This is a genomic window from Streptomyces tibetensis (assembly GCF_040647715.1).
Taxonomy (GTDB): Bacteria; Actinomycetota; Actinomycetes; order Streptomycetales; family Streptomycetaceae; genus Streptomyces; species Streptomyces tibetensis_A.
On the sequence record NZ_JBEZCR010000001.1, the window covers coordinates 498,643 to 513,622 of the forward strand.

General features: G+C 71.9%; 9 protein-coding genes. All 9 read right to left on the reverse strand.

Features of this window, described 5'->3' with window-relative positions:
• Positions 1-132 precede the first annotated feature (132 nt).
• Complete coding sequence (locus AB0B29_RS02260; protein WP_189588927.1) at positions 133-1,629, reverse strand: bifunctional cytidylyltransferase/SDR family oxidoreductase; 1,497 nt, start codon at positions 1,627-1,629, stop codon at positions 133-135.
• A 605-nt stretch (positions 1,630-2,234) separates the two neighbouring features.
• Positions 2,235-3,785, reverse strand: a complete 1,551-nt coding sequence (locus AB0B29_RS02265; protein ID WP_362232797.1) for an alkaline phosphatase D family protein — start codon at positions 3,783-3,785, stop codon at positions 2,235-2,237.
• A gap of 288 nt (positions 3,786-4,073) precedes the next feature.
• On the reverse strand, positions 4,074-5,561 hold the full coding sequence (locus tag AB0B29_RS02270; RefSeq protein ID WP_362232799.1) for a VCBS repeat-containing protein: 1,488 nt from the start codon (positions 5,559-5,561) through the stop codon (positions 4,074-4,076).
• Positions 5,562-5,694: 133 nt separating this feature from the next.
• Entirely contained in the window at positions 5,695-7,131 is a 1,437-nt protein-coding gene (obgE, locus tag AB0B29_RS02275; RefSeq protein ID WP_362232801.1) for a GTPase ObgE, read from the reverse strand.
• 124 nt (positions 7,132-7,255) lie between these two features.
• Positions 7,256-7,510, reverse strand: a complete 255-nt coding sequence (gene rpmA / locus AB0B29_RS02280) for a 50S ribosomal protein L27 (protein WP_003990207.1) — start codon at positions 7,508-7,510, stop codon at positions 7,256-7,258.
• A 14-nt stretch (positions 7,511-7,524) separates the two neighbouring features.
• Positions 7,525-7,845 carry a 50S ribosomal protein L21 gene (gene rplU / locus AB0B29_RS02285; RefSeq protein ID WP_030836278.1) on the reverse strand — a complete coding sequence of 107 codons (321 nt, stop codon included), beginning with the start codon at positions 7,843-7,845 and terminating at the stop codon, positions 7,525-7,527.
• Positions 7,846-8,112: 267 nt separating this feature from the next.
• Complete coding sequence (locus tag AB0B29_RS02290) at positions 8,113-12,438, reverse strand: Rne/Rng family ribonuclease (RefSeq protein ID WP_362232803.1); 4,326 nt, start codon at positions 12,436-12,438, stop codon at positions 8,113-8,115.
• Between the two features lie 261 nt (positions 12,439-12,699).
• Positions 12,700-13,482 (reverse strand): TIGR03936 family radical SAM-associated protein, encoded by a 783-nt coding sequence (locus tag AB0B29_RS02295; RefSeq protein WP_362232805.1) that lies wholly within the window; start codon positions 13,480-13,482, stop codon positions 12,700-12,702.
• Positions 13,483-13,530: 48 nt separating this feature from the next.
• The gene (locus tag AB0B29_RS02300) at positions 13,531-14,760 is read right to left on the reverse strand and encodes a hypothetical protein (protein ID WP_362232807.1); all 1,230 of its coding nucleotides are present in this window, start codon (positions 14,758-14,760) and stop codon (positions 13,531-13,533) included.
• Between the last annotated feature and the right edge of the window lie 220 nt (positions 14,761-14,980).

A 14,980-nucleotide genomic window follows, 5' to 3' on the forward strand; every position in this document is an offset into this window, starting at 1 on the left:
GGAATGCGGCTGGTCTGTGAAATTCGCGAGACTGTATGGATTCAGGCCCCTGCGAAACCTCCTGTACAGGGAAACCCGTTCAACAGGAGGGCGCAGAGGCCTGAATTACTGAAGTCTATTTGGCGCCAATTATTACACGCCGTCCTGCCGGTCCAGCACCGTGGCCAGGGCCTGCTCGAAGCCGGAAGCCCGGGCCGCGCCGGCCGTCGGGTCCTGCTGGCGGACGTCGATGACGTGCCCGGTCAGCTCGGAGAGCAGCACGTCGAGGGAGGTGCGGGCCACGGCCTCGGAGGACAGCAGGGACCCCGAGGGCTCCTGGCCGAAAGCCTTGGTGCGCATGGGGGTGGCAGTGCGCTCGGGGTTGATGCAGTTGACGCGGACGCCGTCGCCGGCCCACTCGTCGGACAGGGCCTGGGTGAGGTTGACCATGGCGGCCTTGGTGGAGGAGTACAGGCTGTACTCGGCACGGCCGCGGGTGTAGCTGCTGGAGGTGTAGAGCAGCAACTGGCCCTTGGTCTCGGAGAGGTACTTGTACGACGACCGGGCGATCTGCACCGGGGCCAGGTAGTTGACCTTCAGCGCCTCCTCGATGGTGGCGTTGTCGGTCTCGGCGAGCTTTCCTATGCGCAGCACGCCGGCGGTGTTCACCACGTAGTCGATGCGGCCGGTCTCGGCGTACGCCTTGGACAGGGCGTCGTCGACCTCCTCCGGGTTCTCCACGTGGGTGCCGGTGGTGGAGCGGCCGAGGGCGTAGACCTTGGCGCCGTAGGACTCGGCGAGCTCGGCGATGTCCTTGCCGATGCCGTAGCTGCCGCCGAAGACGACCATGGTTTTGCCGGTGAGGAGCTCGCGGTAGGCCTCCTCGGAGACCTGCTCGGGCGCGGCCGTGGAGGCCAGCTGGAACAGCTTGTCGGCGATGAAGACGTCGACGGGCTGCGTGACCTTCATGTTGTACTCGTCACCCGCGACGACGTGGATCGGCACGTCCGGCAGGTACTTGAGCACGACGGAGCAGTCGTCGGTGGCCTGGAAGTTGGGGTCGCCGGCGGCGACCTCGTAGGCCCGCTTGATCGTGGACAGCTTGAACGCCTGCGGCGTCTGGCCGCGGCGCAGCCGGGAGCGGTCCGGGATCTCGGTGATGAACTCGCCGTCCTCGCCGTGCGTGCGCGTGACGATGATGGTGTCCGCGGACGGGATGGCCACGTCGACGGCCTGGTAGCGCTCCAGCGCGACGACGCAGTCGTCGATGACGCGCTGTGAGAGCAGGGGGCGCACGGCGTCGTGGAAGAGGACGTTGGCGTCCTCGCCCTCGGCCAGGCCCTCGCCCAGCGCGGCGATGGCACGCTCGGTGGTCTCGTTCCTCGTGGAGCCGCCCTCGATGACCTTCGAGACCTTCTTGAATCCGGCCTTCGCGACGATCTTCTCGATGTCGGGCACGTAGCCCGGCGCCATCAGCACGATGATGTCGTCGATCGAGTCGGTGTTCTCGAAGGTGGTCAGCGTGTGCTCGATGACTGCCTTGCCGGCGATCTTCAGCAGCTGCTTGGGGATCGACAGACCCACGCGCTGGCCGGTGCCACCGGCCAGGATCACTGCGGTGGTACGGGGCTTGGCTATGTGCTGGGACACAGGTGACCTACCTTGGGGCGACAGGGAACCCGGAAATGGTCCCACTTGTGGTTACCGCGATGCAAGGTGAGCGCCCTCCACCGCATATGTGCACGCCACCTCTCATTCACCTGACGACACTGGTGATTGCGGAGGTTGCGCGAGCCCCGGGAATGTGCGCTGTGAGTAACTGCACAGCTCAAGCACGGCGGAGCCGCACGGGGCGGCGGTGACCGGGGGCCTTCACGGGTTCCTCGGACGATGTCCAGTGCACGGTACGCGCTTTGGGGGCGCCCCGCGTACCACGCCCCGCGCCCCGCGGGGCCGGGCACGGGGCCCCGGTGCGCGGACCACCACTTCCCGGTACGCACGGCTGCACGTGTTCTTCACGGCGGCCGGCCGCGAATACGGCTCTCCCCGCAGCTCTTTGCCATGGAATTCCTGGTTGCGATTCCGCAGCATTTCGGTCTCGGCGAGAGCAATACGCCGCACACCCGGGTCGGACTTCTCACCCGGCCCACCCGCCCCGTACGGCGAAGAGCCCGGGACTCCGAAGAGTCCCGGGCTCGCGCGGTCAGGGCCCGGGCGGACGGCCACTCCCGGGCTCACGCGGCTCACGGCCGGGTTCAGACGACCTCGACACCCGGTCGCCCCGCCTCGACCCTCAGCCGGGCCAGCGTGCTCGGGGCCGCCGTGGGCCGGCGCACCGTGTCGACCACCCTGACCTGGGCGTCGATGCCGTCACGGCGGACGTCGAAGAGGTGGTAGCCGCGGTGCGCGTCGAGCAGCTTCCAGTGCGGGTTGTCCGGGCGCCGCGGGTCCCACTCCTTGCGGAAGGCCTCCTGGTCCTGGTCTCCGTTGCTGGAGACGGAGGTGCCGACGAACTCGGCGCCGACGACCTCCGAGTCGGGGTCGGCGTAGTCCGCCTTGAGGTCGCTGATCATCGTCAGGTGCCGGTCCCCGGAGAGCACCACGGGGTTGCGGACCTGCCGGAACTCCTCCAGGAACGCGTTGCGTTCGGCCTGGTAGCCGTCCCAGGCGTCGTAGAACCAGAGCTTGCCCTCGCCGACCTGGAGGTCCGTCTCGGCCATCATGATCTGGGAGGCGATGAGGTTCCAGCGGGCGGGCGAGTCCTGCAGCCCGTCCAGCAGCCACTGCTTCTGCCGCGCACCGAGCATGGTCAGCGAGGGGTCCTGGGCGCCGGCCTGGCTGGTGGCCTGGTCGCTGCGGTACTGACGGGTGTCCAGGACGTTGAGCCGGGCCAGCCGGCCGAACTCCAGGCGGCGGTACATCCGGATGTGCGGTCCGTCCGGGACGGCGGTGGCACGGACCGGCATGTGCTCGTAGAACGCCTGGTAGGCAGCGGTCAGCCGGGCCACGAACGCGTCGTGCGACTGCTTGTCCGGGTCCTGCGGGATCTCACCGGCGAAGTCGTTGTCCACCTCGTGGTCGTCGAAGGTCACCACGAAGGGCGCGTTCGCGTGCATCGCCGCGAGGTCGGGGTCGGTGCGGTACTGGGCGTACCGGTTGCGGTACTGGACGAGGCTGAACGGCTCACCGGTGCCCTCGTGCCGCCGTACGCCCGTGGCCGAGGGCGTGGACTCGTAGATGTAGTCGCCGACGAACACGACGACGTCCGGGTCCTGCTCGAGCATGTCCGCGTACGGCGTGAAGTAACCGTGCTGCCAGTTCTGGCAGGAGGCGAGGGCCATGCGCAGGGAGCCACCGGAGCTGTGGGGGTGGGGCGCGGTACGGGTGCGGCCGACGGGCGAGAGCTGCCCGCTGGTGCGGAAGCGGTACCAGTACGTACGGTCCGCGCGCAGCCCGCGTACGTCCACGTGAACGCTGTGCCCGTACTCGGGCCGGGCCTGGACGGTGCCTCGCCGGACGGGCTTTGCGAACCGGGGGTCCTCCGCGAGCTGCCACTCCACCGGCACCACCCGGTCGGGCATGCCGCCCCCGTTCAGCGGGTCCGGGGCGAGTCTGGTCCACAGCACGATGCCGTCCGGCAGCGGGTCGCCGGAGGAGACGCCGAGGCTGAACACACCGTCCGGGAGCGGTGTCTCCGCCGCGCGGGCGGGGGCCGGGAGCCACAGCTGGGCGGAGGCCGCGGCACCGAGCACGGCGGCACCCGCGGTCAGAAAGCGGCGTCGGTCGGGGGATACTGCTCCGGTCATCGGCTGACTCCCTTACCTCGCTGGCCACATGGACACGGGGAAGCTTCACGCTCGCGGGCGGTCCGCCCGCTGAACGCCGGGGTTCGCGTACATGACAACTAAGCAGACAAAGAGAGACTCGCCGCCAGCATCGGAACAAGCCGTTGCCGGGGCGAGTCTGACAGGTGATCAGCAAGCGGTACGGGAGCCGGGCCGGGCGCCTGCGGCGGGATGGGGCTCTGAGGCCGGCGGGTGAACCCCGCGCCGAGGGATGACTGGTTCGGCTGCGACCCGCGGGGCGCCCTGAGGTCAGCGGGCGAAGCCCGCGCCGAGGGAGGAGTGGTTCGGCACCGTGCCCAGGGTGCCGGCGCCGAAGCTGACCGAGCCGGTCGCGGTGGGAGTGTTCACCGGGTTGGGGAACGCCCAGACGCCGCCGTCCCGGTTCTCGCCGGGGGCGCCGACGAACAGCTCGGCCCTGCCGTCCCCGTTGACGTCGAGCAGTTTGGTGTCGCTGCCGAAGAAGTCGTTCTGCTCCGCCGTGCCCGGGACGCCCTTGGTGTTCTGGTTCATGCTGGAGGCGTCCTCCCCGGTGAGCCCCTTCTTGCCGCCGCGCAGGACGGTGACCTGACCGGCCGCGTACACCTCCCCGAGGGCCTCGCTCGAGCTGCCGGTGGAGACGTCCGCGTAGCCGTCGGCGTTGACGTCGCCGACGGAGATGCTCCCGCCGAAGCCGTCGGCCCACTCCGAGCTGCCGGGCACCCCGGGAGTGTCCTGCGTGATGATCGTCGTACGGGAGGTGTCGGGCCCGGCGGCAGAGCCGTGCACCACGCCGATCTGACCGCCCTTCAGCAGCGGGTCGTCGAGCTCGACCTCGCCGAAGCCGTCGTTCGGGCGGCCGATCACGAGGTCGGCGTACCCGTCCTTGTCCACGTCGCCGACGCCGAGGCTCTCGCCGCCGCGCATGCGCGTGCCGTCCGGGTTGTTCACCGGGGCGGGGGCGCTCAGGCCCTCACGGGTGCCCCGCAGGAAGACCGCGCGGCGGTGCCTGTAGTCGGGGTCGTGCATGTCGTCGTCGCTGACGTCGTGGATGAGCGCGACCAGGTCCGTGATGCCGTCGTGGTCGACGTCCCCGGCGGCCACGTCGTCCGTGACGTACGCGGGCTCGATGGCCAGGGACCGGCTCTTCGCAGCGCCCGTGGTGCGGTCGAACGGCCCGGACAGCAGGCGGTTGCCGGTGGCGAGGTCCAGATGGCCGTCGCCGTCGAAGTCGCCGAGCGCCGGGGTCTCGGCGTCGACCCGGTCCTCCTCGGTGCCGGTGGCGACGGCCGTACCGCCGGACAGGCCCTGCTTCCCGCCCCACAGCACGGCGAGCGTGCCGGCCGACCTGACCTCTCCGACGTCCTCGCCCGGGGCGCCCACGACCAGGTCGGCGTAGCCGTCGCCGTCCAGGTCGCCGGCGGCGAGACCGTCGCCGTAGTCGTCGTCGGGCTCGGCGGCACCGGGTACGCCCGGGGTGTTCTGGCTGATGACCTGCTTGTGCGTCAGGTCGATCCCCTTGGCCGAGCCGTACACGACGGCGACGTACCCGGCCTGGGCCTGTCCGTCGACCTTGCCGCGTGAGGCGGCGACGGCCAGGTCCTGGTAGCCGTCGCCGTTGAAGTCGTCACGGAGCTTCTCCACGACGGACGGGGCGGCGGGGGCGGCGTGCGCGACCACCGGTGTGGTCACGGTCGCGACGACCGCGATCGCCGCCGCGAGCGCTCCGCCGACCCTGCGCTTGCTCATGGACTGTGGCACGTCAACTCCGTTAATTCGCAGGACAGCTGGTGTGCGGGCGAGGAACAAGATCCTCACCCGCACTGCCCTGTACGACTCACCGGAGAGCGGCGTGGTTGCACCGAAGTCCGTCGCGAATTTGCTTTTCGTTAACTCAGAACGGCTCGAAGTCGTCGAACTCCTGCTGCGCCTCGTCCCGCTCGGCCTGCCGGTCCTTGCGGCGCTGCGCGGCCGGCCGCTCGCCCTCGAAACGGTGGTCCTCGCCACGCCGGCCGAGCATCTCCGCCCCGGCCGTCATGGACGGCTCCCAGTCGAAGACGACCGCGTTGTCCTCGGGGCCGATGGCGACGCCGTCACCACCCCGGGCGCCCGCCTTCACCAGCTCCTGCTCGACACCGAGCCGGTTGAGCCGGTCGGCGAGGTAGCCGACGGCCTCGTCGTTGTTGAAGTCGGTCTGGCGCACCCAGCGTTCGGGCTTCTCGCCGCGCACCCGGAACAGGCCGTCCGCCTCGCGCGTCACCGTGAAGCCGGTGTCGTCCACGGCCTTGGGCCGGATCACGATCCGGGTGGCCTCTTCCTTCGGCTTCGCGGCCCGCGACTGCGCCACGAGCTCGGCGAGCGCGAAGGACAGCTCCTTCAGGCCCATGTGCGCCACGGCGGACACCTCGAACACGCGGTAGCCGCGCGCCTCCAGGTCGGGCCGCACCATCTCGGCCAGGTCCTTGCCGTCCGGTACGTCGATCTTGTTGAGGACGACGATCCGCGGCCGGTTGTCCAGCCCGCCGTACTGCCGCAGCTCCTCCTCGATGATGTCGAGGTCGGAGACCGGGTCGCGCTCCGACTCCAGCGTCGCGGTGTCCAGGACGTGCACGAGCACACTGCACCGCTCGACGTGCCGCAGGAACTCCAGGCCCAGCCCCTTGCCCTGGCTGGCCCCGGGGATCAGCCCGGGCACGTCGGCGATCGTGTAGACCGTCGAACCGGCCGTGACGACACCGAGGTTGGGCACGAGGGTGGTGAAGGGGTAGTCGGCGATCTTCGGCTTGGCGGCGCTCAGCACCGAGATCAGCGACGACTTGCCGGCGCTCGGGTAGCCGACGAGGGCCACGTCGGCGACGGTCTTCAGCTCCAGGACGACGTCCCGCAGGTCCCCCGGCTCGCCGAGCAGCGCGAACCCGGGCGCCTTGCGCCGCGCGGAGGCCAGCGCCGCGTTGCCGAGTCCGCCCCGGCCGCCCTGAGCTGCGACGTACGACGTGCCGTGCCCGACCAGGTCGGCGAGGACGTTGCCCGCCTTGTCCAGCACCACCGTGCCGTCCGGCACCGGCAGGATCAGGTCCTGGCCGTCCTTGCCGAAGCGGTTGCCGCCCTCGCCGGGCTTGCCGTTGGTGGCCTTGCGGTGCGGGGAGTGGTGGTAGTCGAGCAACGTCGTGATCGACTGGTCGACGGTGAGGATCACGTCCCCGCCACGCCCGCCGTTGCCGCCGTCCGGCCCGCCCAGCGGCTTGAACTTCTCACGGTGGACGGAGGCACAGCCGTGGCCTCCGCTACCCGCGGCGACGTGCAGCTCGACGCGGTCCACGAAGGTGGTCATGGTGTGTGCCTCCAGGTGCGTACGTATGTGTACGGGGTTCTACGGGGTTGTTCTCTGCGTAACACGCGAAAGGCGGACCCGCTTCCCGTGAGGGAAGTGAGGTCCGCCTCGCGAAAGTTTCCGATCAGGCGACCGGAACGATGTTCACGACCTTGCGGCCACGGTGGGTGCCGAACTGCACCGAACCGGCCTCGAGGGCGAACAGCGTGTCGTCGCCGCCACGGCCCACGCCGGCGCCCGGGTGGAAGTGGGTGCCACGCTGACGGACCAGGATCTCACCCGCGTTGACGACCTGACCGCCGAAGCGCTTCACGCCGAGCCGCTGGGCATTGGAGTCGCGACCGTTCCGGGTGGACGATGCGCCCTTCTTGTGTGCCATTTCTCCTCAGTCCCTTACTTCGCAGCCGTGGGGATCTCAGTGACCTTGATCGCCGTGTACTGCTGGCGGTGGCCCTGGCGACGGCGGTAACCGGTCTTGTTCTTGTAGCGCAGAATGTCGATCTTCTGGCCCTTGTGGTGGTCCACGACCTCGGCCTGGACCTTGATGCCGGCCAGCACCCACGGGTCGCTGGTCACGGCGTCGCCGTCGACAACGAGCAGGGTCGAGAGCTCGACCGAGTCGCCAACCTTGGCAGTGGAAATCTTGTCAACCTCAACGATGTCGCCGACAGCAACCTTGTGCTGGCGACCACCGCTGCGCACGATGGCGTACACGCGGAACTCACTCTCTCGCTCGGGAAACGGCACCCCCGCAGGCCAGCCGCCCGACTCGGCGAGCAGCCTCTCCTGGCGCCCGGCGCCCGGAGGATGAAGGTTTACGGGGATGTGACGCGTCAGTCGACACGCCGACGGTCAAGGTTACGGGGCCGCGGCCGAAGGGGTCAAACCGAGCCGGGCCCGCCACCTGTGCGACCGCTCACGCCGGTCGCGCCCCCGGGGCGTGCGCGGCATTCGCGCCCGCCCCGGGGACATCGAGGCCGGTCAGCCCTCGTCGGTGGAGGCCGAGACGGAGGACCCGGCGGACGCCGACTGCTCCGCCGCGACGGTCTTCTTCGACGTGGTCTTCTTGGCGGCGGTCTTGGTGGTCTTCGCCGCCTTCTTGGCCGTCGTCTTCTTGGCCGCGGTCTTCTTCGCCGCCGTCTTCTTGGTGGTGGCGGCCTTCTTCGCCGTGGCCTTCTTGGCCGTCTTGCGGGCCGTCTTCTTGGCGGGCGCCGACTCCTCGGCGGCCTCCTCCGTGACGGCACCGTCCGACGCGGGCGCCTGCGCGGCCTCCTCGGACGCGGCCGACGGTACGACCACGACGGCCGTCTCCTCGGACGCCGTGGACGCCGTGGGCTTGCGCACGGCACGACGCCGCGGACGGGCCGGGGCGGCGCTCTCGGCGGGCGCCTCGGCGACCGGCTCGGCGGCCTCGGACTGCGCGTCCTGCTCGGGCGCCCGGGCGGCGTCGGTGGCCTCGGCCACCGGAGCGGTCTCGGCCACCGTCACCACGGTCGCCTCGGCCCCCGCCGGAGAACCGGCCGGAGCGGACACCTTGCGGGTGGCCCGCCGCCGGGTACGGCCCTTGGGCGCGGCTTCCTCGACCGGTGCGGCCTCGGCTGCCCGGTCCGTCTGCGAGGCCTGGCCGACCCCAGCGGCCGTCGGGGCCTCAGCGGCCTCGACCACCGGGTCCTCCACGGCCATCGGCTCGGCCTGCGCCTCGGCGGCCGGCTCGGGCTGCACCGGACGGGCGACCTCCTGCTCGGCGGTCACGTCCTGCGCCGTCGGCACCCCGGCCTCCGCCTGCTCGGCCCGGCCCCTGCCGCGCCGGGTCTTGTCCCGGCCCTGCTCGGCCTTGGGCTCGGCGGCCTCACCGCGCGGGGAGCCCGCCGGGGCCGACGCCCGCCGGCTCGCCCGGCGACGCGACCGGCCACGCCCGGCAGCGGCCTCCGCCTCGGCGGCGCTGCTGTACAGCTCCTCGTCGGGCTCGAACGCCGGCTCGGGCAGCGCGATCGGCTCGGCGGCCTCGGCTCCGACCTCCGCCTCGGTCTCCGCCTCCTGCTCGGCGGTCTCGGCGGCGTCGACGGCCGCCTCGTGCACGTGCGGCTGATCGGCGGCACCGGCACGAGCGCGCTTCTTGCGCTTGCCGCCGCCTCCGGGGGCCGTCGGCTGCTCCATGTGCACGATGACACCGCGCCCGTTGCAGTGGACGCAGGTCTCGGAGAAGGACTCCAGCAGCCCCTGCCCGACCCGCTTGCGGGTCATCTGCACAAGCCCCAGCGAGGTCACTTCCGCGACCTGGTGCTTGGTGCGGTCGCGGCCCAGGCACTCCAGCAGGCGCCGCAGCACCAGGTCCCGGTTGGACTCCAGCACCATGTCGATGAAGTCGATGACGATGATGCCGCCGAGGTCGCGCAGCCGCAGCTGACGCACGATCTCCTCGGCCGCCTCCAGGTTGTTCCTGGTGACGGTCTCCTCGAGGTTGCCGCCCTGGCCGGTGAACTTGCCGGTGTTGACGTCGACGACGACCATCGCCTCGGTCCGGTCGATCACCAGCGAACCGCCGCTGGGCAGCCACACCTTGCGGTCGAGGGCCTTGGCGAGCTGCTCGTCGATCCGGTACGTGGCGAAGACGTCGACCTCGGAGGTCCACTTCGACAGTCGCTCGGCGAGGTCCGGCGCGACGTGCGAGACGTACCCGTGGATGGTCGACCAGGCCTCGTCACCGCTGACGACGACCTTGGAGAAGTCCTCGTTGAAGATGTCGCGCACCACCCGGACGGTCATGTCCGGCTCGCCGTAGAGCAGCGTCGGGGCGTTGCCGCTCTTGGCCTTCTTCTGGATGTCCTCCCACTGCTGCTGCAGTCGCTCGACGTCGCGGCGCAGCTCGTCCTCGCTCGCGCCCTCGGCGGCGGTGCGCACGATGACGCCCGCGTCCTCGGGGACGATCTTCTTGAGGATGGTCTTCAGCCGGGACCGCTCGGTGTCGGGCAGCTTGCGGCTGATGCCGGTCATGGAGCCCTCGGGCACGTACACGAGGTAGCGGCCCGGGAGGGAGACCTGGCTGGTGAGGCGGGCGCCCTTGTGGCCGATCGGGTCCTTCGTCACCTGGACGAGCACCGACTGGCCGGACTTCAGGGCGGACTCGATGCGGCGCGGCCCGTTGGCCATGCCCAGCGCCTCGAAGTTGACCTCACCGGCGTACAGGACGGCGTTGCGGCCCTTGCCGATGTCGATGAAGGCGGCCTCCATCGACGGCAGCACGTTCTGCACCTTGCCGAGGTAGACGTTGCCGACGTACGAGGTCGACTGCTCCTTGTTGACGTAGTGCTCGACGAGCACGTTGTCCTCGAGGACGCCGATCTGCGTGCGGTCGCCGTGCTGGCGGACGACCATCACACGCTCGACGGCCTCGCGGCGGGCCAGGAACTCGGCCTCGGTGATGATCGGGACACGTCGGCGGCCCTGCTCGCGGCCTTCGCGGCGGCGCTGCTTCTTGGCCTCCAGGCGGGTCGAGCCCTTGATGGACTGCACCTCGTCGGACGGCTCCGCCTTGGGGCGGGGCTCGCGGACCTTGACGACCGTGCGCTCGGGGTCGTCGTCGGTGGGCTCGGAGTCGGTGCCGGAGTCCCCGGCACGGCGACGGCGACGGCGGCGACGGCGGCTGCTGCTGGAGCCGCCCCCGCCGGACTCGTCGCGGTCGGTGGCCTCCTCGGAGTCCTCGTCGTCCTCCTCGGCGCCGTCCTCGGTGTCCTGCGCCGCACTCTGCTCGGACTCGGCATCCTCGCCGCCCTCACCGTCGGCGTCGGCGGACTCACCGCGTCGGCGGCGGCGACCGCCCCGGCGACGGCGACGGCGCGAGCCGGTGCCCTCGGACTCGTCCTGCTCGTCGCCGTCGGCCTGGTCCTCGGCGGAGTCGTCGGCGTCCTCCGCCTCCTCGGCGGCGGTGTCGGCCGCAGCGGTCTCGGGGGCGGCGGTCTCGGGGGCGGGGGTCTGCGCCTCGGGCTCGTCACCGGCACCGCGGCGACGGCGGCGGCGACGCGAGCCGCCGCTCTGCTCCTCGCGCTGGGCCTCGGCCGGCGCGGACTCCTCGGCCTCCTGGGGCTCCTCGGCCCCGGTCGCCTCGGCGGCGGCTGCGGCTGCGGCCCGCTCCGGCGTCTGGAACTGGGGCTCGGTGAAAACGGGCGCCTGGAATAGCGCGACGGCGGGCCGCCTCGGCCGCGAGGACGACTCGCTCTCGCTGTCGGCCGCGTCCGCGGACACCCGGGCGGCGGCCTTCGAGGCCCTTCCGCCCTTGGCGGGCTGGGCGGGCTCGGCGAAGCCACTGGCGGCCCGGCGCACGACCCGGCGGCGGCGCCGCGGACCGGCCTCCTCGGCCTGCTCGGCAGCGCTTTGGGCGGGGGCCTCGGCAGCGCGGGCGGGCTCGGAGGCAGCGGCCTCGGACGCGCGGGCGGGCTCGGAGCCAGGGGCCTCGGAACCGCGGGCGGTCTCGGAGGCGGTGGCCTCGGACGCGGCGGTCTCGGCGGTGGGGTTCTCGGTCACAGGCGCCTTCGCCTCCTCGGCGTTCCCCTCCACCGCGTCCGCGGCGGAAGGGGCCCCGGCGGGCGCGGACGCCCGCCGCGAGGCACGTCGGCGAGTCCGACGCGGAGCAGCCTCTTCAGCGGCCTCGGCACCTTCGACGGCACCGTCTGTCACGACCGCCGGCTGCGCGGCCTCGGCCTCGACCGGTGCGGCGGCCGTCGCAGCCGTCGCAGCCGTCTCCGCAGGAGCGGCGGCGGGCGAAGTGACGGTGCGGGTGGCACGACGCCGGGCCCGCTTGGGGGCGGCGCCCTCGGCGGGCTCCGTGTTCTCGGAGTTCTGGGACACCGCGGCGGGCGCGGCGGCCTCGGAAACCTCGGCCGTCCGGTCGGCGGCGGGCGCGTCGGCGGTCGCCGGGACCACGGTCTCGGCGGCCTCCGCGGCTTCCGGAGCGCCTGCGGGTGCCGAGGCACGGCGCACGGCGCGACGCCGCTTGGGCGGGGCGGGGGCGGCGGCCACGTCGCTCTCGACGACCTCGGAAGTCTTGTCCGCCTCGGCAGCGGCTCCGTCCGCCTGGGCAGCGGCTTCCTCGACCTCGTCGGCCTCTACGGCGTCGGCCGCGAGGTCCTCGGCATCGGCGGCCGGTATGGCCGGCGTGACGGTCTCCACCGGCGCGTCGGAGGAGGCACCGGTGGGCGGACCCGCCGGGCGGGACGCGGCACGGCGCCGCCGACGGGGCGGCAGGGTGTCGCTGGGGGTGTTCTGTTCGGAGCCCGTGGAGGACTCTGCGGGTTCGGTCGGTTCGAGCATGCGGGCTTGTCTCCCGTCAGGCTCCCGGGCGCCGCGCCTGGCCCGGCGATGCCGGTGACGTCCGCGGCGCGCGCTGATGCGCGTTCGCCGCCGTCCGGGGCGCGGGCGCCGCACGGGAGCTCTCTGTGTCCTGTCTCGCCGGTTCCGTACGCCGAATGCGTACGGCCTGGCGAAAGTCTTCTGGTCGGTGCGCTGCCCGACCCAGGTGGCTCCCGAGTCCGAGGGCGGCGCTACGACGTCCGTCCCTACGCGGAACCTTCCTTACGCCGGCGCCGTCGCGGTGGCAGTCTGTTCGGCCGTTGGGTGGGCCTCGACTGCCTCGCGGTCGGGCGCGAGCGGGTCGGTCACCGTGCCGGTCTCTTCATCGAACAGCCCCTGCGCCAGCCTGGTCACCGCTGCGGGGACCGGCGGCGCCAGGTCGGCCACGGCGCGGAGACCGGACAGGACGTCGTCGGGTCGTACGGCAGGCGTCACGTGCCGAACAACCAGCCGCAGTATCGCACAGGGCTGGTCGCTCGGCCTATCAGCCTGCGAACTGTGCGTTTCCGTGAGGTCGCGGACCTCCAGGCTCGCCACGGCGGCACGGGCGTCGAACGTACGGACGCCGTTCTTGGCGAGGCGCTGGACCTCGACGGTCTCGGCCGCGTTGAAGGCGTCCGCCGCCCGGCGGGCCTCCTCGGGCGGCACTCCGTCCAGCCGGAGCTCCCAGACGGAAGCCGTCAGCCGGTCGGCGAGTCCCGAGGTGCGGGCCTCGACCGCCTCGGTGATGTCGAGCCCGGTGGGCAGCGACTCGTCGAGAAGGGCCCTGAGCTGCTCCGGGTCGCGGGGCGCGGTGAGGGCGATCTCCAGGTACTCCGCCTCACTGCCCGTGCCGGTGGGTGCGGCATTGGCGTACGACACCTTCGGGTGCGGTGTGAAGCCCGCCGAGTAGGCCATCGGCACCTCGGCACGGCGCAACGCACGCTCGAAGGCGCGCTGGAAGTCACGGTGGCTGGTGAACCGGAGGCGGCCGCGCTTGGTGTAACGCAGTCGGATGCGCTGCACCGCGGGTGCGGGCGGCGGGCCTTCGGGCTGTCGCTTGCCCAGTGTCGTTCAGTCCTTCGTGAGAGCGGTCGTACTGCTACCAAGAGTACGTGCCTCGCGTCCCGAAGGTTCCCCTCGGTCGGCGAGCTGCGGCGGGCGCGGCTCGCCGAAGAGCATCCGCCGGAAGTCGGCGCGGGCCTGGCGTACCGATTCCCGGGCGGCGGCCACCGCCTGCCGGGTGGCCCGCCGCACACTGCGGGCTGCCTCGGCGGCCGGCCGCAGGACGGTGTCCCGGACGACGTGCCCGACGGGCGTCAGCACGCTGCGGTACACCCACCGCACCGGCTCGACGAAGATCCACCGCAGGAGGGTGCCGAGGAACCGCCCGACGGCCAGCGAGAGGTGCCCGGCGATGCGCCAGGCGTGCCCCAGGGCGTCCCACACCTCCCGCCCGACGACGGCGAGGACGCGTCCGACCGGCGTGAGGACCCACCGCCAGAGGGCGAGCGCGGGCAGGACGAACAGAATGCGGACGATCCAGTAAAGGGCCACGCCGACGCCTGTGACGGCCGTGCTCAGCAGCCATACGAGCCCCTTGGCGCACCAGGCGACCGCCCGGCCGACGGGTGCGAGCACCCAGGTGTACAGCCACCCGGCCGGGACGACGACGAGGTACCTGACGAGCCAGGACACGACCGTCCAGGCACCGGTGCCGAGCGCGGCGATCACGGCGCCGAGTCCCTTGAGGACCCACGTCACCGCGTGCCCGACCGGTGTGAGCAGGTACGCGTACACCCAGCCGATCCCGGCTCCCACGCCCCGCGCGGCCCAGCCGATCGCGGCTCCGAACCCGCGGGCGACCCAGGCGATCGCGTGTCCCACCGGGGTCAGCACGGAGCGGTGGACCCACACCAGCGGCACGACGACGAGGACGTTGCCGAGCCATCCGAGGGCCTTGCCCACCGGGACGACCACGTAGCGCCACAGGCCGACGAACGGCCAGACGAACACCGCACGCCCGAGCCACAGCAGTGCCCGGCCGAGCGGCCGGAGCAGGGCGTCGTTCAGGAACCGCCCGGTGACGACGAGCGCGTCCCACAGCATCCGCACGGGGACGACCAGGACGAGCACGATGATCCGTACGGGGATCCGGACGGCGACGACGAGGCACCCCTCGGCGGCCTGCGGCTCGTGCGGGGCGGGCGGCTGCGGCTCCCGCCGTACGGACGGCCCGGCCGGCCGCTTGTGCAGATCGACCCGCGTCCCGGAACCGTCGCGGGGATGCTTCTCCAGATCCATACCGTCGATGACGCTCTCAGTGCCCCGTCCGGATCCAGCACCGCACAGTCCCGCCCCGTTCTCCCGCGATTCCTCCACTCGGCCGCAAGATCATACGGCTCGGGAACGGGTGACCTGCGCTTGCAGCGACCGGGGCGATCTGCGAAGTCCTCGCGTTCGCCGAGGTCGCCCGGAACGTTCTCGACGAGCCATTCCCACCGGAGGGTTGCCACGGCCGCGA